The following is a 19,105-nucleotide window of genomic DNA, read 5'->3' on the forward strand; positions in this document are numbered from 1 at the left end:
CGGTTATCCCTTGACTGCGCCGGCCATCAGGCCACGCACGAAGTAGCGTCCGGCGACGATGTAGACGAACAGTGTCGGCAGCGCTGCGAAGACCGCCGCGGCCATGTCCACATTGTATTCCTTGACGCCCGTGGAAGACGAAACGAGGTTGTTGAGCGCCACCGTCATCGGCGAATTCGCACCGGACGAGAAGGAGACGCCGAACAGGAAGTCGTTCCAGATATTCGTGAACTGGTAGATGATGGTGACGACGATGATCGGCCCGGATGTCGGCAGCAGAATGCGCCAGAAGATGCGGAAGAAGCCCGCACCATCCATCATCGCCGCCTTGATCAGCTCGTCCGGAAACGCCTCGTAATAGTTGCGGAAGAACAGCGTCGTGAAGCCGAGGCCGTAGATCACGTGGACGAAGACCAGCCCAGTCGTCGAGTTGGCAAGGCCAAGCATGCCGAGCACCCGCGCCATCGGGATCAGCACCGCCTGGAACGGGATGAAGCAGGCAAACAGCATCATGCCGAACACCAGCTTGTGGCCCGGAAAGCGCCACTTGGTCAGCACGTAGCCGTTCAGTGCACCGAGCAGCGTCGAGATCAGCACCGCCGGCACGACCATCTTGATCGAGTTCCAGAAGTAGCCGCGGATGCCGCCGCAGGTGACGCCGATACAGGCCTCGCCCCACGCCTTGACCCAGGCGTCGATCGACGGTGCCGTCGGCAATGCCATCATGTTGCCGCCACGGATCTCGTCGAGCGATTTCAGCGAGGTCGTCAGCATGACGTAGAGCGGCAGGAGATAAACGAGCGCCAGCACCAGCAGCAGCCCGTAGATGACGTAGCGGGCCGTGTTGGCCGAGCCCGCGGTAACCGTTTCGCTTGCGCCGCTCATCAGTTGCGCTCCCGCAGTTCGGAATAGAGGTAAGGCACGATGATCGCGGTGATCCCCATCAGCATCATCACCGCGCTCGCGGACCCGACGGCCATCTGGTTGCGGGTGAAGGTATAGGAATACATGAAGGTCGACGGCAGCTCGGTGGCATTGCCAGGACCGCCGCCGGTCAGTGCAATGACCAGGTCGTAGGACTTGATCGCCATGTGCGCGAGCACGATGAAGGCCGACAGGAACACCGGGCGCAGCATCGGGATGATGATCCGGCGGTAGATGGAGGTCATCGGCGCGCCGTCGATCTGGGCGGCCTTGATGATCTCGCCGTCGATGCCGCGCAAGCCGGCAAGGAACATCGCCATGACGAAGCCGGACGCCTGCCAGACGCCGGCGATGACGACCGTGTAGATGGCCATGTCGGGATTGACCAGCCAGTCGAAGCGGAAGCTCTCCCAGCCGAGGCTGCGCATCGTGTGCTCCAGCCCGAGGCCCGGATTGAGAAACCACTTCCAGGCGGTGCCGGTAACGACGAAGGACAGCGCCATCGGATAGAGGAAGATCGGCCGCAGCACGCCCTCGCCGCGGATGCGCTGGTCGAGGAGGATGGCGAGCGCCAGGCCGATGACGATGCAGATGCCGATGTAGAGCGAGCCGAAGATGGCGAGGTTCTTCATCGCCATGTACCAGTTCGGCTGCGACCAGAGACGTTCATAGGCGTCGAAGCCGACCAGCTTGTAGACCGGCAGGATGCGCGAGTTGGTGAACGACAGGTAGACGGTCCACAGGATGAAGCCATAGACGAAGACGAGCGTGATGGCGAAGGACGGCGCCAGCACGACCTTCGGCAGCACGTCGCGGGCGCGGTCGGCGAAAGAGCGTCGCGGCCTTGTCGGTGTCACCATCGGGACCGGTTCGATTGTCGTCATGGGGGATCTCCGGATGGGAATAGAGACGTTTGAAGGTGCGCCAACAAAAAAGCCCCCTCTGGCCTGCCGGCCATCTCCCCCACAAGGGGGGAGAAAACCTGCGGAGCACCCACCGAGCAAATCAGGCCCAGACAGTGCGGCTGGGTTAAGCCCCTCCCCCGTGTGGGGAGGGGTTTGGGGCGGGGTCTTTTTGACTACTTCGCCGCAGCAACCGCTTCCGGCAGGCGCTTCAGCGCGTCGTCAGTCGAGATCTGACCGTTGAGGTGCTGGGTCACGACGTCGAAGACGGCTTCCTTGACGGCCGACGGCTGAGCGTAGCCGTGGGCGAGCGAGCCCATCAGCGTGCCCTTTTCGGCCGCTTCGGCAACGTCCTTGATGCCCTTCTTGCCGCAATCGTCGAACTGGTCGCCGGGAACGTCCGTGCGTGCCGGAACCGAGCCCTTGACCGTGTTGAAGGCGATCTGGAAGGCCGGATCCTCGACGGCTGCCGCCATCTTCAGCTGCGCGTCACGCTGCTTCTCGCCGACGTCGAACATGACGAACTGGTCGGCGTTGAACAGCACGTTGCCCTGCGTACCGGGGAAGCGGATGCAGACGAAGTCGGTGCCCGGCTTCTTGTTGGCGCGCAGGAATTCGCCCTTCGCCCAATCACCCATTTCCTGGGCGCCGGCCTTGCCCTCGATGACCAGGGCGGACGACAGGTTCCAGTCGCGGCCCGAGAAGTTCGGGTCGAAATAGGTCTTCAGCTTCGACATGTTGTCGAACACCTTGCGCATCGTGTCGCCACTCAGCGACGCGGTATCGAGTTCGATTACCGCCTTCTTGTAGAAATCGGCGCCGCCAACGGACAGCACGACGGCTTCCCAAAGCGTTCCGTCCTGCCATGGCTGACCGCCATGTGCGAGCGGCACGATGCCCTGCGACTTGAAGCTGTCGAGCATGGCGATGAACTGGTCGAAATTCTCCGGGGCCTTGCCGCCGGCCTTGTCGAGCGCTGCCTTGTTGATCCACAGCCAGTTGGTGGAGTGGATGTTGACCGGCGCTGCGATCCAGTTGCCGTCATACTTGGCGAAATCCTGCAGCGCGGCGGGGATGACCTTCTCCCAGCCCTGCTTTTCGGCAAGCTCGTTGAGGTTGCCGACGACGCCCATTTCGGCCCAGTCGCGGATGTCGAAGCCGAGCATCTGCACGGCAGTCGGCGGGTTGCCGGAGGTGACGCGAGCGCGCAGTGCCGTCATCGCCTGGACGCCGGAACCGCCGGCGACCGGCATGTCCGTCCAGGACACGCCTTCCTTCTGGAGGTTTTCCTTCAGCACGTTGAGCGCGGCGGCTTCGCCACCCGCGGTCCACCAGTGCAGAACCTCAACGCTTTCCTGAGCCTTTGCCGCACCGGCAGCAAGACCGATGATCGCCACGCCTGCGGCAAGCATCTTCATAGAGCGAATTTTCATTTTGAAATCTCCCGTTGTATCCGGGCTCCTCTCCGGATTAGTGATTTATAACGATATAAAAGGCGCTGGTGTCAAGCGGCGACGGCGAAATTCGTCGGCACCGCCATCTGCCGCTAATCCTCTGACTTCGCAGCGCAAAAATGAAAAAATCTCTTTCCGGTTCCCCGAAAAGTATGATTTGTATCGTTTTCGGAGGACCGAGTTTATGCGTGGAGGAGGACTTTCGGCATGACGATCGACAAAGTCAGGCGGCGTAGACGCACGTCGAGCGACGGGGCACCGAAGCCCATGGTCTCGGGCGGCAAGCCAACCTTGAAGACGATTGCCGAGATGACAGGGCTTGCGGTGACGACGGTGTCGCGGGCGCTGGCAGGCGATGTGCAGATCGCCCTCGATACACGGATGCGCGTGTCACAGGTTGCCGCCGAGATCGGCTACCTGCCGGACCGGGCGGCTCAGCGTCTGCGCACCGGCAAGACCAGCGTCATCAGCCTCATCCTCTACCCGCACGAGGAAATCCTCGGCTATGCGACGTCGATGATCAAGGGCCTGACCGAGGCACTGCGCGACACCAGCTACCACCTCGTCATCACGCCGCATTTCTCGGACCGGCCGCAGATCGAGCCGGTTCGCCACATCATGCGCAACCGCATGGCCGATGGGCTGATCTTCACGCGCACCGAACCGCAGGACGAGAGGGCAAAAATGCTCCTGGAGAACGATTTCCCGTTCGTCTGTCATGGGCGCACCGAACTTGCGACGCCGCATCCGTTTGTCGACTACGACAACTACACCTTCGCCTATCAGGCAGCGCGCAGGTTGATCGAAGCCGGCTGCCGCAAGCTGGCAATCATCCTGCCGCCCGGCCAGTTCACCTTCGCCAGTCACATGCGGCACGGCTTCATGACGGCGATCCGCGAGGAAGGCCTCGCATACGACATCCCCGACTCGGTCACGCTCGACAGCAAGTCGGATGCGTTGCGTGCCTGTTTCTACGACCGCTTCGGTGAGGCGGACCGGATCGACGGAGTGATCTGTGGTGGCGAAGTGGTGGCGATGGCGGTAATGGCGGCCGCCTACGACCGCGCGCTGAAACCCGGCGAGGACGTTCACATCGTCACCAAGCAGACGTCGGGCCTGTTCGATCAGGTGCGACCGCGCATCCCGACGATCTACGAAGACCTGTCGGAGGCTGGCCGGCTGATGGGCAAGGTCCTCCTCCAGCGCATCGCCGGCGACACGCCGGTCACGGACCTGCAACACCTGCAGACCGTGACCGACTTCTAGCCTACCGCGAAATGCTCATTCCTCGTCCTGGAACACCACGTCGCGCTTGGCCCGCACGCTCGGCAGGAAGACGACGATCAGCACCAGCAGCGCGATGCCGAGCAGCGTTGCGCTGATTGGACGGGTGAGGAATGTCGATGGATCACCGCGCGACAGGATCATCGCCCGCCGCAGGTTTTCCTCCAAGAGCGGCCCGAGCACGAAGCCGAGCAGCAGCGGCGCCGGCTCGCAACGAAGCTTCACCAGCACGTAGCCGATCAGCCCGAAAAACGCGACGGCATAGAGGTCGTAGACGTTCGAGTTGACGCTGTAGACCCCGATCGAGCAGAAGGCCATGATGATCGGGAACAGCACGTAGTAAGGGATCGTCAGCAGCTTCACCCACAGCCCGATCAGCGGCAGGTTGAGGACCACCAGCATCAGGTTGCCGATCCACATGGAGGCGATGATGCCCCAGAACAGCGCCGGCTGTTCCGTTGCGACATTCGGCCCCGGCACGATACCCTGGATGATCATCGCGCCGATCATCAGCGCCATCACCGGGTTTGCCGGAATTCCGAGCGTCAACAGCGGAATGAACGAGGTCTGGGCGCCGGCATTGTTCGCCGATTCCGGCCCGGCAACGCCGGCAATCGCACCCTGCCCGAACTCCTTCGGGTTCTTCGAGACGCGCTTTTCGACCGTGTAGGAGGCGAAGGACGCGAGGATCGCTCCGCCGCCCGGCAGGATGCCGAGCGCCGAACCGATCGCCGTGCCGCGCAGCACCGGTCCGACCATCTGGCGGAAGTCGTCGCGGGTCGGCATCAGGCCGGTGACCTTGGCCATCAATACGGTGCGGGTCTTTTCGCCTTCAAGATTGCGCAGGATCTCGGCGATGCCGAAGACACCGACCGCGACCGCCACGAAGTTCAACCCGTCCGCATATTCCCGGATGCCGAGCGTGAAGCGCGGCGTGCCCGAGTAGATGTCGGTGCCGACAAGCCCGAGCAAAAGGCCGAGCACGACCATGGCAAGCGCCTTGATGACCGAGCCGGAGGCCAGTGCAATCGACGAGACGAGGCCGACGACCATCAGGGAGAAGTATTCGGCAGCGCCGAATTCAAGCGCGATCGAGGTGAGCGGCGGCGCGAAGATCGCCACCAGAAATGTCGACACCGTGCCGGCAAAGAACGAACCGAGAGCAGCGATTGCCAGCGCAGCGCCCGCCCTGCCCTTGCGCGCCATCTGGTACCCGTCGATGGCCGTAACGGCGGACGAGCTTTCGCCTGGCATGTTGATGAGGATAGCCGTCGTCGAGCCGCCGTACTGGGCGCCGTAATAGATGCCGGCGAGCATGATCAGAGACGACACCGGCTCCAGCTGAAAGGTGATCGGCAGCAGCATGGCAATGGTGGCCGTGGCGCCGATGCCGGGCAGCACGCCGATCAGCGTTCCCAGAAGCACGCCGATGAGGCAGAAGAAGAGGTTGGCTGGCGTTCCGGCCGTCATGAAGCCAAGCGCGAGATTGTCGAACAGTTCCATCTGTCAGCCTTCCTAGAAACCGAGCCAGGGGCCGAAGCTGCGGAAAGGCAGACCAAGGCCGTAGCTGAACACGAGCACCGAAAACAGCGTGAGGACCGCCGACAGCAGCACCGACAGCAGCGGTGTCATCCGTGACGAGGCGAAGGAGGCGATCATTGCCGCTAGGAACAACGCCGGCACGAAGCCAAGGCCGCGCACTGTCATGCCGAAGACGATCGGCGCCGGCAGGATGAACATCAGCCCCCGCCATGCGATCGGACCGACGCCTTCATGTTCGACGCGAGCCGACTGGACGACGATGATCAGCCCGAACAGCACCAGCACGCAGGCGAGCACCAGCGGAAAATAGCCCGGTCCCATGCGGAACGCCGTGCCGAGCTCGAGATCGAGCGACTGCACGACGAAGAACAGCCCGAGCAGGATGAAGAGCGCGCCGCAGAGCGCATTGGTTCGGTCAAAGCGAACGGATTTCATAATGTCTCCCGATGACGTGGAGGATCAAGACAGGACATTCGAGCCGAACTGCCCCCTCCGGCAAGCCAGAGGGGGCAAGATCGCTCAGATGCTGTCCAATTTCGGCTGATCCTCAGTCGGCATACTGGCCGGCGGCTTCGATGACCGGCTTCCACCGGGTGATCTCGCCTTCCAGCTTGGTCTTCAGAGCTGCCGGGGTCGCATCCGCATCCGGCGACGGCGCGGTGCCGAGCTCGGCGAAGCGGGCGGCGACATTGGGATCCTTGAGCGCGACCTGGAGAGCCTTTGACAGCCGCTCGGTTGCCTCGGCCGGCGTGCCCTTGGGCGCATAGATGCCGTGCCAGATGCCGACCTCGAAGCCCGAGAGCCCGGCTTCGACGGCCGTCGGCACGTCCTTCAGCACGTCGAGGCGCTTTGGCGAGGTGACCGCATAGGCCTTGATCGTGCCGCCCTGGATCTGCTTGGTGGTGTTGGTCGTCTGGTCGCACATGATGTCAACCTGGCCGCCGAGAAGGTCGGTCATCGCGGGACCGGTGCCCTTGTAGGGAACGGTGACGAGCGGCGTCTCGATGGCGCTCATGAACAGCATGCCGCACAGGTGCGATGCGGCGCCGATGCCGGCATTGGCGACCGTCACCTTGTCCTTGTTGGTCTTGGCATATTCCACCAGACCCTTGAGGTCCTGGGCTTCCATGTCCTTGCGGGCGACGATCGTCATCGGCACGTCAGTGACGAGGCCGACATACTCGAACGCGTTCAGCGTGTCGTAGGCAAGCTTGCGATAGAGCGTCGCGCTGGTGGCCATGCCGATATGGTGCAGCAGCAGCGTGTAACCGTCGGCATCGGCATTCGCCACGCGTCCGGCTCCGAGCGTGCCGCCGGCGCCGCCGACGTTTTCAATGATGATCTGCTGGCCGAGGTCCTTCGACATCGATTCAGCCACCAGACGCGCGACGGTGTCGGTCGGCCCTCCGGCCGAGAACGGCACGATCATGGTGATCGAGCGCTCGGGATAGCCGGCAGCGGCAGCAAGCGTGGAAGACAGGGAAACGGCAGCGAAAGCGGTTGCGCAGGCCAGCGCCTTGAAGATTTTCATCGACATCCTCCTCAGATGAAATCAGTCCAGCCGTCGACGGCTCCTCCCGCAACGGCATGGTAACCCATCTGCCGTCAGATGCTTGCATCCTGCAATCGGCGCGATCGCCCGCGACGAAAGAACAACGGCGAGCCGCACCTGCTTGGGTGGATTTCGCCCCATCGACGCCCGCTGACGGGCGGAAATCCACCCAATACGGCGAGACCGGCAGATCGGGCGCCTACTCCTCCAGCTCGCCCAGCGCGTCGGGCAGCAGCAGTTTCTTGTCGAGGCCGTATTTCTGCATCTTCTCGTAGAGCGTCTTGCGGCTGATTCCGAGCTGCTCATAGACCGGTTTCAGCGCCCCGCCATGCGCCGCAATGGCGCTTGCCAGGATGTTGCGCTCGAAGGCCGACACGCGATCCGCCAGCCGCCCGCTCTCCGGCTTCACCAGCGCTCCGCCATCGCCGGGCCGCATGTCGAGCCCGAGCACCAGCCGGTCGGCAGCGTTGCGCAGTTCACGCACATTTCCCGGCCAGTCTCGCTGGGCGACTGAGGCGACCACCTCCTGCGGCACATCCATGTCGTCGCGGCCGTAGCGAGCGCAGGCTTCCCGCACCAGCTGCAGGAACAGCAGCGGAATATCCGGCCGGCGCTGGGCAAGCGAAGGTACCCGGATCGTCGCGACGTTCAGCCGGTAGAAGAGGTCTGCGCGAAACCGACCGGCCACCACCTCCGCCTCCAGATCCACCTTGCTGGTGGCGATGAACCGCACGTCGAGACCCACCGTCTCGTTCGAGCCGAGCCGGGTGATGACGCGCTCCTGCAGCACCCGCAGGAACTTCGCCTGCAGGTCGAACGGCATCGAGCCGATCTCGTCGAGCAGGATGGTGCCGCCGCGGCCATGCTCGAACTTGCCGTAGCGCGGCCGAAGAGCGCCCGGAAAAGCGCCGGCTTCATGGCCGAAAAGCTCACTCTCGATCAGCGTTTCGGGAAGCGCAGCACAGTTGATGGCAATGAAGGGCTTGTTCGCCCGCGGGCTGACATCGTGCAGGGCGCGCGCCACCACTTCCTTGCCGGCACCGGTATCACCGATAATCAGCGTATCGGCATCCGCAGCGCCAATGGCGCGGATCTGGTAGCGCAGATCGACCATCACCTGGGTGCGGCCGGGCAGCCGCGTCTCCAGGTCGTCTCGCTTGCCGGCCACTGCCCGCAGCCGGCGGTTTTCCAGCACCAGCCCGCGCCGGTCGATGGCCCGGCGGATGACACCCGCCAGATGCGGCGTGGTGAACGGCTTTTCGATGAAATCATAGGCGCCGTCGCGCATTGCCTTGACCGCAAGCTGCACGTCGCCGTGGCCGGTCACCAGGATCACCGGGATTTCCGGATCGAGTTCCCGCACCCGGTGCAGGAGCGTCATGCCGTCGAGGCCGGGCATGCGGATATCGCTGACCACGACGCCGTCGAAGGAATAGCCGATCAGTTCGAGCAACTGATCGCCGCTCGACAGCGTCTGCACCGACAGACCGGCAAGCTCCAGCGCCTGCGCCGTCGAGCGGCGCAACTCCTCCTCGTCATCGACCAACAATACGCGCTGCATGCTCACTCCGCCGCCTGACCCATCGTTTGCTCCGCGACCGGCAGCTCGATGATGAAGATCGCTCCGCCGTCGGGGTGATCCTCGACACTGAGGCTGCCGCCGAAATCCTTGACGATGTTATAAGAGATCGACAAGCCCAGCCCCAGGCCCTTGCCGATGCCCTTGGTGGTGAAGAAGGGGTCGAATATCCGCTCGCGGATCGCCGAGCCGACACCCGGTCCGTGGTCGCGGATGGAGATCGTCACGCGCTCGGCAACTGGGCCGCCCGCCACCACGTGAGGCGCCATCTGCCGCTCAACGCTGAGCGTGATGGTGCGGTCCTCGCGCCCCTCGACGGCATCGGCTGCATTGGTGAGAATGTTGACGAGCACCTGCTGCAGGCGCACGAAGCCTGCCTGGACCATCGGCGGCGGCGACGGCAGCTCGATCGTCAGTTCCGCCTGCGCCGCCTTCAGTCGCGCGGCGACGATCTCCAGCGTCTCGCGGATCACCTCGTCCAGCGCAACGGCGCCCAGCTTCTCGTTCGGCTTGCGGGCGAAATTGCGCAGATGCCGCGAGATCGACGCCATCCGGTCGATCAGCGCCGAAATGCGGCGGATATTGTCGCTCGCCTCCTCCAGCCGTCCCCGCTCGATCAGCACGGCGGCGCTGTCGGTATAGGTCTTGGCCGCCGCCAGCGGCTGGTTGAACTCGTGCGACAGGGCCGCCGACATCTGCCCGAGGCCGGCAAGCTTGCCGGCCTGGATGAGGTCCGATTGGGTCTGCCGCAACTGCTGCTCGGTCTGTCGCCGCTCGGCAATCTCGTCTTCGATCCGGCTGTTGACCCGGGCAAGATCGGCGGTGCGTTCCTCCACTCGCCGCTCCAGTTCGTTGTGCGCCTGTTCCTGCATCTGCAGACGCTCCGCCAGCCGCGCCCGCCGCTGCATGACGAAGGCGACGCCGAGGCCGGTCATGCACAGCAGCAGCAGGCCGGCGACGACCACCGTCTGGGCCTGAGCTCGCGCCGAGGCCGTGTCGGTCAGCACATTGACCGTCCAACCGGCTTCCGGCATCTCCTGCGCCGAAACCAGATATTCGCGCGTCCCGTTGTCCGTCGTCAGCGTCATCAGCCGATGGCCGTCATCCTGCCGCTCCGTCATCGGCAGTTCGGTAAGCACCGCATCGGCGTAGCGTCGCGAGGCTTCGGTCCGCGATCGGCGCTCCGGCGTCAGCGGCAGGACGGCACTGTAGAGCCATTCAGGCGTCCCGGTCATGAAGATGATGCCTTCCGGATCCGACACGAAGATCCGCGCATCGCCGCCGACCCAGGAGCTTTCGATGCTGTCGATGTCGACCTTGAAGACAATGACACCGAGGATCTCGCCGCCGATCTCGATGGGGGAGGAAAAGTAGTAGCCGCGCTTCGCCGATGTCGTGCCGAGCGCATAGAAGCGTGCCTGCGCGCCGCGCGCCGCCTCCTGGAAATATGGGCGGTAGCTGAAGTTCTGGCCGACGAAGCTGGTCGGCTGGTCGAAATTGCTGGCGGCGATCGTCTCGCCGTCCATCGTCAGCATGTAGATGTCGGAGGATTTCAGCAGCGCGTTGATCTGGCTGAGATAGAGGTTGGTGGCGTGTCTGCGGACGGCATCGCCGGGCGCCCTGATCAGCGCTTCGATATCCGGCTGGTCGGCGATCAGCGCCGGCAGCGCCTCATAGCGCCGCAGATGCCCGTCGAGTGCGGCCACCGCCAGCCGCAGCGTCGTTCCCCCTTGAGCCTGAGCCTCGTTCAGATAGCGGCGCACGACGACCTCGCCGCCGAACAACGCAAACAGGATCGCCAGAGCAGCAAAGCCGGCAATCGCCGACAGGTAGCGTGTCCTCACCTTCGAGCCCTCCCCGGCTGCTCACCGATATCACAGTATCCGGCAGCCGAACTCAAGTCCTGCGGCCTTTGGCCCGCAACACTCGGTTAACCGCGTTCGCCAATGCTGCAGCGGGAAAGGCCGGCGTTTAGCTGCCGCACACCGGTTTGAATTATGACAGAACCTCCCGTCGGTTCAGGACTTCACCATGTGTGGCTTTGCCGGTTTCTGCAACATTGCCCTGGATCCCGCTCGGGCGCCGCCGGTCCTGACCGCCATGGCTGCCTCCATTGCCCATCGCGGACCGGATGGATCCGGCACCTGGCACAAGGACGATGTCGGGTTGGCGCATGTCCGCCTGTCGATCGTCGGGCTGAGCGACGGCCAGCAGCCGATGCACAGCACCGACGGCGCGCTGACGATCGTCTTCAACGGCGAGATCTTCAACTACGTCGAACTGCGCGAAGAGCTGAAGCAGCGTGGCCAAATGTTCCGTACCGGCAGCGACACAGAGGTCATACTCGCTCTCTATGCAGCCTATGGCGACGAGTGCCTGACACGGATGAACGGCGACTTCGCCTTCGCACTCTGGGACGGCCGCCGGCACCGCATGCTGCTCGCCCGAGACCGGATGGGCGTGCGGCCGCTTTTCTACACGCCGAGAGACGGCGGCCTGGTCTTCGGTTCCGAGGTCAAGGCGCTGCTGGAGATGCCGGGCGTCGAGGCGGATCTCGATCCGATGGCGCTGGACCAGATTTTCACCTTCTGGGCGCCGATCGCACCGCGCACGGCCTTCAAGGATATTTTCGAACTCGAGCCGGGACATCGGATGATCGTCGAGAACGGCAGGGTCGATATCCGGCCGTACTGGACGCTGGACTATCCCGACATCGGCGATACCGGCGGCAACCAGAACGAAGGCGAGGCGCAAGAGGAAATCGCCGCATTGCTGACCGACGCGGTGCGGCTGCGCATGCGGGCCGACGTGCCGGTTGCCGCCTATCTCTCCGGCGGCCTCGACTCGTCGCTCATCTGCGCGCTTGCGGCACCCATGGCACCCGACGGCCTCAACACCTTCTCGGTCACATTCGATAGCGCCGAACACGACGAAAGCGCCTTCCAGCGGCAGGTGGCCGACGCGCTCGGTACTCGCCATCGATCCGCGGCCAGTACGCCAGACGGCATCGCGGCGTCGTTCGCCGAGGTGATCCGTTTTGCCGAGCGGCCGGTGCTGAGAACGGCGCCGGCACCGCTGTTTGCGCTGGCCGGCCTCGTCCGGCAGACCGGCATGAAGGTGGTGCTGACCGGCGAAGGCGCCGACGAGGTGTTCGGCGGCTACGACATCTTCAAGGAGGCCAAGTTGCGGCGCTTCTGCGCCCGTCAGCCGGCTTCCCGCCGCAGGCCTCTTCTGCTGCGCAAGCTCTATCCCTATCTCCCGGGCCTGCAGAACCAGTCCGCCGATTATCTGGCGGCCTTCTTCGGCACCGCGCAGGATCGGCTGGATGACCCGCTTTTCTCCCACCGGCCTCGCATGCGCACCACAAGCGGCGCCAAGCTGTTCTTCTCGGAAGAACTGCGCCGCGAACTTAGCGGCTACGATGCGGCCGAAGACCTCGCAGCAAGGCTGCCTGACCGCTTCCGCCACTGGCATCCGCTGCACCAGGCCCAATATCTGGAGACCCGCTTCCTGCTGCCCGGCTACATCCTGTCGAGCCAGGGCGACCGGATGGCGATGGCGCACGGTATCGAGGGCCGCTTTCCGTTTCTCGACCATCGGCTTGTCGAGCGGGCGACGCGGCTACCGCCGAACCAGGTGCTCAAGGGCCTGACGGAGAAGCACGTGCTGCGCCAGATCGCCGGCGACCTGTTGCCGGATCTTGTCGGCAGGCGGCCCAAGCAACCCTACCGGGCACCCGACAGCGCATCCTTTCTCGGCGAAGCCGGTCGCGCCTGCACCTCAAGCTTTCTGAGCGAGCAGGCGATTGGCGACGCCGGGCTTTTCGACCCGCGCGCCGTCGCCAGACTGGCCGCCAAGGCCGGCAGCCGTCCGCTCACCGGCTTCCGCGACAATGCGGCCTTCATCGGCATCCTTTCGACTCAGATCTGGCTCAACTGCTTTGCCGGCGCGCGATCCGGAACGCTGGCAACTGCCTGACTTTTCGCGATGCCGATGGATCAAACCCCGGCGCTTGAGGTTCTATCCTTGTTGAACAAGAGACAATGCAAGGAGGAAGCCATGGCTAACGCCAGTTCCAAGCACATCGGATCTGCATCGCAGGGCAAGCTGAGCGGCACCGGCGCGATGACCGACATCGACAAGGAAAAGCTGCCGGAGAACATGGTGCTTTCCAACCGCGACAAGGCGCAGCATTCGCGCGAGCGTGGCCTGGACGGCAAGGCGATCCAGAACGAGCAGTATCACGATCAGGATGCCAATCGTCTGGCGGACGAGTAACCATCCGCTGACGGGGCGCCGCCGGATCTTCGCTTTTTCGTGAAGGCGCCCCGCCTTGCATCCGTGGCCGAGAGGAGTACCTTGAGCCATCGCCGGCTGAAGACCAGGGCGTCCGGTGACTGGAAGCATTCGCTTCCGCCCTCCTCCAGAGGAGGCCATAGTGATGGACTTTGCACCAGCGCAAACCACCCTTGAGCCGCAGGACCTGGAATTTCTCCAGGGCTGCTTTGACACGATACGCCGCAAGCGCGGCCTTGATGGCGACAATCCCGTCGCCTCCCATCTCGCAGCACAGATGATCGAGCTTTATCAGGCTGGGGTTCGTGATCCGCACGAACTGAACAGTCGCATGGGGCTCTGATCGCTCATCGATCTGCCGAGAACCACCAGAGCGGGCGTCAGCGCCCGTTCTTCATTTTTGCCACCTCGTTCTCGATCTCCGAACGACGGGTGTAACCGGCGTCCATCAGCTATTATCGTTTTGCCTGGAGATTGCGCTCGTCGCGCATCAGATAGAGGCGGGTCACCACGTCCAGATGGCCCTCCAGCCATGTAGCCATGGCCACCTCTTCGGCGAGGTTCTTTTCGAAAACGGCCAGTGCTTCCGTATCGGCGAGTTCGTCCGCTGCAGCGATCAGAACCCGGTAGGTGGCGATCTCCGAATGCTCGAACGTGTAGGCGGCCATCGCCGCCTTGACCACCTCGTCGCCCGACAGCAGGCTCGTGACACCCTGCGCCGTGGCGCTGAGACGGCCGGCGACGTTCTTCAGCATCGATCCGCCACCCGGCTGACGGTCCAGCAACTGCTGCAACGCCTGCGCCTGCGCTTCCGTCTGCACCAGATGGTCTTCCAGCCGGGCGCGAAGCTCCGGATAATTCTCGATACGGCCGATCTGGGTGCGGAGCAGCGCAATCGCGTGCACCTCCATCGCATGCGCATCCCGCAGCCATGCAAGGAAATGGTCGGCAGAATGGGTCATGACGCAATTCTCCTGTCCCTGTCTCGGATCAACCAGTCAACTCGGCTTGCAGGCCTCGGGTTCCTCCGGGCCGCGTGGGAAGCTTTTTCGGAACGAACCGGGCGGCGATCAGTTGGACCCTCGAACAGAAGAGGAGACGCGACATGCCCGAACCCCGGGAACCGAGCGAGCAGCCGCCAATGCCCTCCCCCGTCTGGGCACCCGAGCCACCGATCATGGAGCCTGAGCCGGATCGCCTGCCGGACGAGGATCCGGTTCCAAATCCCGACGAGACGCGGGAGCCACCGCAGCAGGTCTAGCCGAGGTCATTTATAGAGGCAAGCGGCGACATATTTTGCTGAAAGAAGCCGGAGCGGCGACGGGAACCCGTCGCCGCTATGCGCGTTTCATTGGCCATCAGAGATACCAGGGGTGACTATCTTGGACGTTGGCACAAGCATCAACCGTCTTCAACAGCCGAAAATCCGCCAGCCTATCGCTCGCCTCGGCCGCAACGTCTGGCGGCAGACGACCTGCGACCGCGCCGCATTCCTCATCGACGGGGCCGAATATTACCGGCGGCTGGACGAGGTTCTCCGCAAGGCGCAGCATTCGATCTTCATCGTCGGTTGGGACTTCAATCCGGGTATCCGGCTGAAGCCGGAGGAGCCGGGTAGCGCCACGCTCGGTGACATTCTGCGCGCCAAGGTCGAGGAGCGGGACGGATTGACCGTGCATATCCTCGTCTGGGGAATGGGTCCCGTCTATTCCGGCAAGAGCCTGAAGCTGTTCCAGAAGAGCGGCTGGAACGACCATCCCCGCATTCACATGGAATTCGATTTCAATCACCCACTGCGCGCCAGCCACCACCAGAAGATGGTCTGCATTGACGACGCAGTCGCCTTCCTCGGCGGTATTGACCTTACCGCCCGGCGCTGGGACGACCGTCGGCACGCCATCCCCAACGACCTGCGCTGCTCGCCAGACGGCACCTGCTACGGACCGGTGCACGACATCCAGTCGATCGTTTCGGGTGATGCCGCACGGATGGTCGGTGATGCCTGCCGCAAGCGCTGGAAGCGCGCCAAGCGCGAGACGCTGGTAGCCGGACCGCCGTCGACGCAGGACCTGTGGCCGGACGATCTTAAGCCGGCGCTTGTCGACTGCCCGGTTGCCCTGGCGCTGACCGAACCGCTGCGCTGGAACGGAAGGCCCGGCCGGCGCGAAGCGGTACAGCTGACGCATGATGCCCTGCGCGCCGCCGAACGCCACATCTACCTGGAATCGCAGTATCTCGCATCGTTTTCGGTGGCCCGCACCATCATCGACAGGCTTCAGGAGCCCGAAGGCCCCGAGATCATCATTCTGGTGACGCGGGAATCGCACGGCCTTCTGGAAAAGCTTATGATGGGCCACAATCGCACCCGCCTGATCCGCCGCCTGAAGCGTTACGACCCCCATGACCGCCTGCGGGTCTACTATGCCGTCAACGCCAACGAACAGGGCGAAGATCGGGAGATCGTCGTGCACGCCAAGCTGGTCATCGTCGATGACCGCTTCATCCGTGTCGGCTCCTCCAACCTCAACAACCGCTCGGAAGGCCTGGATACCGAATCTGATCTGGCCTTCGAGCCGGTGACCGATGAGGGCCGGGCGGCGGTGCTTTCCCTGCGTGACGACCTGATCGCCGAACACCTGGATGCCAGCCCGGCCGAGATCACCGCCTCCATCCAGGAGACCGGCTCTCTCATCCAGACGATGGAGCGCTACAACGTCAAGCCGCGCGGTCTGCGCAGCTTCGAGGTGGACGATCCCAACGGCGAGACGGAGTCGCTGCTCGGCACGTCGATCGTCGATCCGCGGCGGCCCTTCTGGCCGGTGCGGCAGATGAAGGTCGGCACCCGCTGGGCGATCTCACGCCTGACCCGCAGCTTCTCGTGAAGCGGCGGGCGACACTGTGTGCGGACGGCGGCGGAAATATGCTTCGCTCAGCAGGAACAGCGGCACGCCGATCAGCAGCGGAATGAAATAGTACAACACCCGGAAGGCGACGAGCGCACCGATCGAGGCGCTCGCCGGCAGAAGCAGCAGCATCGTCGCCTCCAGAACCCCCAGCCCGCCTGGCACGTGGCTCAGCAGCGCTGCAAGCGTTGCCGTGACGTAGGCCGAGGCCACCTGCAGGTAGCCGACATCCGTGAACGTGCCGAGCAGCTGGTTGAGGGCTCCCGCAACGCAGCCGAAGTTGACCGTACCGACCAGGATCTGGGCGGCGCAGAGACCGGTGGGTGGCATGTCCATCCGGAACGACCGAAACTTCAGCGGCGGCTTTCCCCAGATGGAGCAGAGGAAGTAGGCAACGGGGTAGCTTAGAAAGAGGATGCCGAGCCAGAACCGCGGCCAGGGATCCAGCTGCAGCAGTGTCTGGCCGCTCGGCGGCATGAACAGCAGCGTCAGCGCCGCCAGCATGCTGAGCCCCAGCAGCACGGTTGCCCCGCAGAACAGGATGACCTTGGCCACTTCATCGGTCGTCAGCCCCCAGCGCGTGTAGAAGCGGTAGCGCACCGCGCCACTCGACAGTGCCGCACCACCGACATTATGGCCGATGGACAGCGCCGAAAAGGACGCCAGTGCTGCCCTGCGGAACGGCTGCGGCTTTCCGACATAGCGGAGAGCAAGCCAATCGAAGCCGGACAGGCAGGCGTAGGATGCGACGACGAACAGCGTGGCTGTCACCAGCCGCCAGGCGGGGATCATCGCCAGCGAACTGCCGATATCCTCAAGGCTGTAGCGGCTGAGGCTGCGATAGACGAGCACCACGGCGACCCCGATGATGACCGCAAGAAGAAGTCTGATGATGTGCCGCGTCACGAAGGCCTTCCCGTTTTTCTCAAGAGCCGGCGATGACCGGCTCCACTTGTTGCGTGCGAAGGGAACGAAAGGCAGGGATAACGGGTTCCCCGCCTCATGATTGATCCCTTGCAAGATACGTCGGCGCGCCCGCGACGGACCATCCGCATCCTCAGTTATAACGTTCACAGCTGCGTGGGGACCGACCGCCGGCTCGATCCGGGCCGTATCGCCGACGTCATCGCCGAACTCGCGCCGGATATCATCGGTCTGCAGGAGCTCGACGTTGGTCGAAAACGAAGCGGCGGCATCGACCAGGCGGAGGCGATCGCCAAGCGCCTGAAGATGGATTTTGCTTTCCACCCGGCGCTGAGCGTCGAGGAGGAGCAGTATGGCGACGCGCTGATGACGGCCTTCCCGATGCGGCTGGTCAAGGCCGGACCGCTGGCCTCGATCGGCGAGCCGCGTGGCGCGCTCTGGGCCGAAGTGGACTTGGACGGTCCGCTGCAGGTGTTCAACACGCATCTCGGGCTGCTGCGGCGGGATCGCCAGAGGCAGGCGGATGAACTTGCGGGAGAAGGCTGGCTGACGCACCCGGATGCCAAGGGAAAGCCGCTCGTGTTAATCGGCGACTTCAACTCCATCCCCTCCTCGGCCCCTTACAAGACGCTAGCCCGCCTTGTCGACGATGTAAGGTCGCAGACCGGCCGGCTTGCGGCGCCGAGCTTCCCGTCGCGCTGGCCGCTGTTGCGGCTCGACCACGTGTTCGTTGCGCACGGACCGCGCATTCTGTCGTCCGAGGCCGTCGATGTCGGGCTGGCAAAGCGCGCCTCCGACCATCTGCCCCTGCTCGCGCATATCGAGATATGAAGAGGCCGGCGTTTGACGACGCCGGCCTTCATGCCAAACTTTAGCTGCGAAGATGCTTACCTGGAGGCATCCCGGCCCGGAATGACCCCGCGGACGATGGACGGATCGTCGTTCATCGACACGTCGCCGGCACGGGCGTGGATCGATTCCTCGCCCTTGCGGAACGCCTCACGGGCAGCCGCATCGCGGTCAAGGTCGGCGCGAGCATCGAAGTCGGCGCCGCCATTGGCGGTGTTCTCGTCCTTCTGGATGATGCTGCGCTGCTGCTGGTGTGTCTTGTTGCCTTGCATTGTCATCTCCTCGGCCGTTACTTGTTGGCCCTGCCCCGCTGATCGGGATCGATGCCGCCATCGGCGCGTGTATCGTTCAGCACATCGCCCTCGACGCTGTTTTCACCTTCGATCGGCTCTTCACCTTCGAAGCGGCTGAGCCCCTTCGACTGGCCGATGCCTGGATCGCGTACGAGGTCGACATCGCTCGGCTTTGTCGTCTTGAAATGCTGGTTGGTGGACATTTGATGCTCCTGTGGCTGGGGCCTCAAGTGCGGTTGACGAACTTGTTGAAGCGGCTGGTCTTGCCATCCTTCGTTTCGTCCTGATGCAGAAAGGCCAGTTTGTTGTCGTCGAAGATCGCGAAGAAGTCGTCCCATTCGATGGCTTCGAGATTGTCTTCGGGCTTGCCGAAATCGATCCTCAGCAGGCCGCCTTCCTCGGCGCCCTTGACCCGCGAAGGGTGACCATCGCGTTCCTCCACCCATTGACGGATGGCCTTGTGGTCGGTCGTCTGTACGGCTTCGCTCATCATTATCCTCCTTTCGTTGGCTGTTACCCAACCTCCCCTGGCGTCCGATGTTCCGCCAAAAGCGTGCAACAGCCGGGGTTGGGCGAAGTGCGAAATCGGCTGGAACTATCGTC

At 63.8% G+C, this 19,105-nt stretch carries 20 protein-coding genes; 7 read left to right on the forward strand and 13 right to left on the reverse strand.

What is annotated here, in order from left to right; genetic code table 11:
* Window positions 1–3: 3 nt before the first annotated feature.
* The 3 genes from AAIH46_RS06215 to AAIH46_RS06225 all read right to left on the reverse strand — a co-directional run bounded on the left by AAIH46_RS06215 (window position 4) and on the right by AAIH46_RS06225 (window position 3,259).
* A complete protein-coding gene (locus AAIH46_RS06215) occupies window positions 4–885 on the reverse strand; it encodes a carbohydrate ABC transporter permease (protein ID WP_430304772.1) in 882 nt (293 codons plus the stop codon).
* Complete coding sequence (locus AAIH46_RS06220) at window positions 885–1,808, reverse strand: carbohydrate ABC transporter permease (RefSeq protein ID WP_430304773.1); 924 nt, start codon at window positions 1,806–1,808, stop codon at window positions 885–887. The genes AAIH46_RS06215 and AAIH46_RS06220 overlap by 1 nt, the downstream gene beginning before the upstream one ends.
* Window positions 1,809–2,002: 194 nt before the next feature.
* The gene (locus AAIH46_RS06225; protein ID WP_430304774.1) at window positions 2,003–3,259 is read right to left on the reverse strand and encodes an ABC transporter substrate-binding protein; all 1,257 of its coding nucleotides are present in this window, start codon (window positions 3,257–3,259) and stop codon (window positions 2,003–2,005) included.
* Window positions 3,260–3,487: 228 nt separating this feature from the next.
* Between AAIH46_RS06225 and AAIH46_RS06230 the strand changes: the two genes are divergently transcribed.
* Entirely contained in the window at window positions 3,488–4,546 is a 1,059-nt protein-coding gene (locus tag AAIH46_RS06230) for a LacI family transcriptional regulator (RefSeq protein ID WP_430304775.1), read from the forward strand.
* 15 nt (window positions 4,547–4,561) lie between these two features.
* Here AAIH46_RS06230 and AAIH46_RS06235 read toward each other — a convergent pair whose 3' ends face one another.
* The 5 genes from AAIH46_RS06235 to AAIH46_RS06255 form a co-directional block, all read right to left on the reverse strand.
* Entirely contained in the window at window positions 4,562–6,067 is a 1,506-nt protein-coding gene (locus tag AAIH46_RS06235) for a tripartite tricarboxylate transporter permease (RefSeq protein ID WP_430304777.1), read from the reverse strand.
* A 12-nt stretch (window positions 6,068–6,079) separates the two neighbouring features.
* Window positions 6,080–6,541: a tripartite tricarboxylate transporter TctB family protein gene (locus AAIH46_RS06240; RefSeq protein WP_430304779.1), complete on the reverse strand. Its 462-nt coding sequence runs from the start codon at window positions 6,539–6,541 to the stop codon at window positions 6,080–6,082.
* A 112-nt stretch (window positions 6,542–6,653) separates the two neighbouring features.
* Window positions 6,654–7,637, reverse strand: coding sequence for a tripartite tricarboxylate transporter substrate-binding protein (locus tag AAIH46_RS06245; protein WP_430304780.1), 984 nt, complete (start codon window positions 7,635–7,637; stop codon window positions 6,654–6,656).
* Window positions 7,638–7,857: 220 nt separating this feature from the next.
* A complete protein-coding gene (locus AAIH46_RS06250; protein ID WP_430304781.1) occupies window positions 7,858–9,219 on the reverse strand; it encodes a sigma-54-dependent transcriptional regulator in 1,362 nt (453 codons plus the stop codon).
* Window positions 9,220–9,221: 2 nt separating this feature from the next.
* Window positions 9,222–11,081 (reverse strand): sensor histidine kinase, encoded by a 1,860-nt coding sequence (locus AAIH46_RS06255; protein ID WP_430304782.1) that lies wholly within the window; start codon window positions 11,079–11,081, stop codon window positions 9,222–9,224.
* 187 nt (window positions 11,082–11,268) lie between these two features.
* On the opposite strand from AAIH46_RS06255, the gene asnB reads away from it, so the two are divergent.
* The 3 genes from asnB (at window position 11,269) to AAIH46_RS06270 (ending at window position 13,876) form a co-directional block, all read left to right on the forward strand.
* Window positions 11,269–13,215 (forward strand): asparagine synthase (glutamine-hydrolyzing), encoded by a 1,947-nt coding sequence (asnB, locus tag AAIH46_RS06260; protein ID WP_430304783.1) that lies wholly within the window; start codon window positions 11,269–11,271, stop codon window positions 13,213–13,215.
* Window positions 13,216–13,296: 81 nt separating this feature from the next.
* Window positions 13,297–13,515 carry a hypothetical protein gene (locus AAIH46_RS06265; protein ID WP_430304785.1) on the forward strand — a complete coding sequence of 73 codons (219 nt, stop codon included), beginning with the start codon at window positions 13,297–13,299 and terminating at the stop codon, window positions 13,513–13,515.
* Between the two features lie 160 nt (window positions 13,516–13,675).
* A complete protein-coding gene (locus AAIH46_RS06270) occupies window positions 13,676–13,876 on the forward strand; it encodes a hypothetical protein (protein WP_430304786.1) in 201 nt (66 codons plus the stop codon).
* Between the two features lie 112 nt (window positions 13,877–13,988).
* Here the strand turns inward: AAIH46_RS06270 and AAIH46_RS06275 are convergent, their stop codons facing one another.
* A complete protein-coding gene (locus AAIH46_RS06275; RefSeq protein WP_430304787.1) occupies window positions 13,989–14,495 on the reverse strand; it encodes a ferritin-like domain-containing protein in 507 nt (168 codons plus the stop codon).
* A 143-nt stretch (window positions 14,496–14,638) separates the two neighbouring features.
* Between AAIH46_RS06275 and AAIH46_RS06280 the strand changes: the two genes are divergently transcribed.
* The gene (locus AAIH46_RS06280; protein ID WP_430304788.1) at window positions 14,639–14,794 is read left to right on the forward strand and encodes a hypothetical protein; all 156 of its coding nucleotides are present in this window, start codon (window positions 14,639–14,641) and stop codon (window positions 14,792–14,794) included.
* Window positions 14,795–14,915: 121 nt separating this feature from the next.
* The gene (locus AAIH46_RS06285; RefSeq protein WP_430304789.1) at window positions 14,916–16,415 is read left to right on the forward strand and encodes a phospholipase D-like domain-containing protein; all 1,500 of its coding nucleotides are present in this window, start codon (window positions 14,916–14,918) and stop codon (window positions 16,413–16,415) included.
* Here AAIH46_RS06285 and AAIH46_RS06290 read toward each other — a convergent pair.
* Window positions 16,389–17,342, reverse strand: coding sequence for a UPF0104 family protein (locus AAIH46_RS06290; protein WP_430304790.1), 954 nt, complete (start codon window positions 17,340–17,342; stop codon window positions 16,389–16,391). The two genes, AAIH46_RS06285 and AAIH46_RS06290, sit on opposite strands and share 27 nt — an antisense overlap.
* 96 nt (window positions 17,343–17,438) lie before the next feature.
* On the opposite strand from AAIH46_RS06290, the gene AAIH46_RS06295 reads away from it, so the two are divergent.
* Window positions 17,439–18,191 carry an endonuclease/exonuclease/phosphatase family protein gene (locus AAIH46_RS06295; protein WP_430304791.1) on the forward strand — a complete coding sequence of 251 codons (753 nt, stop codon included), beginning with the start codon at window positions 17,439–17,441 and terminating at the stop codon, window positions 18,189–18,191.
* Between the two features lie 56 nt (window positions 18,192–18,247).
* On the opposite strand, the gene AAIH46_RS06300 is transcribed toward AAIH46_RS06295, so the two are convergent.
* The 3 genes from AAIH46_RS06300 to AAIH46_RS06310 are packed head-to-tail and all read right to left on the reverse strand — an operon-like array spanning window position 18,248 to window position 18,992.
* Window positions 18,248–18,481, reverse strand: coding sequence for a hypothetical protein (locus AAIH46_RS06300; RefSeq protein ID WP_430304792.1), 234 nt, complete (start codon window positions 18,479–18,481; stop codon window positions 18,248–18,250).
* A 17-nt stretch (window positions 18,482–18,498) separates the two neighbouring features.
* A complete protein-coding gene (locus AAIH46_RS06305; RefSeq protein ID WP_430304793.1) occupies window positions 18,499–18,705 on the reverse strand; it encodes a hypothetical protein in 207 nt (68 codons plus the stop codon).
* 23 nt (window positions 18,706–18,728) lie between these two features.
* Window positions 18,729–18,992 (reverse strand): hypothetical protein, encoded by a 264-nt coding sequence (locus tag AAIH46_RS06310; protein ID WP_430304795.1) that lies wholly within the window; start codon window positions 18,990–18,992, stop codon window positions 18,729–18,731.
* Window positions 18,993–19,105 lie beyond the last annotated feature (113 nt).

The organism is Rhizobium sp. 0TCS1.26, assembly GCF_050455525.1.
Lineage (GTDB): Bacteria > Pseudomonadota > Alphaproteobacteria > Rhizobiales > Rhizobiaceae > Neorhizobium.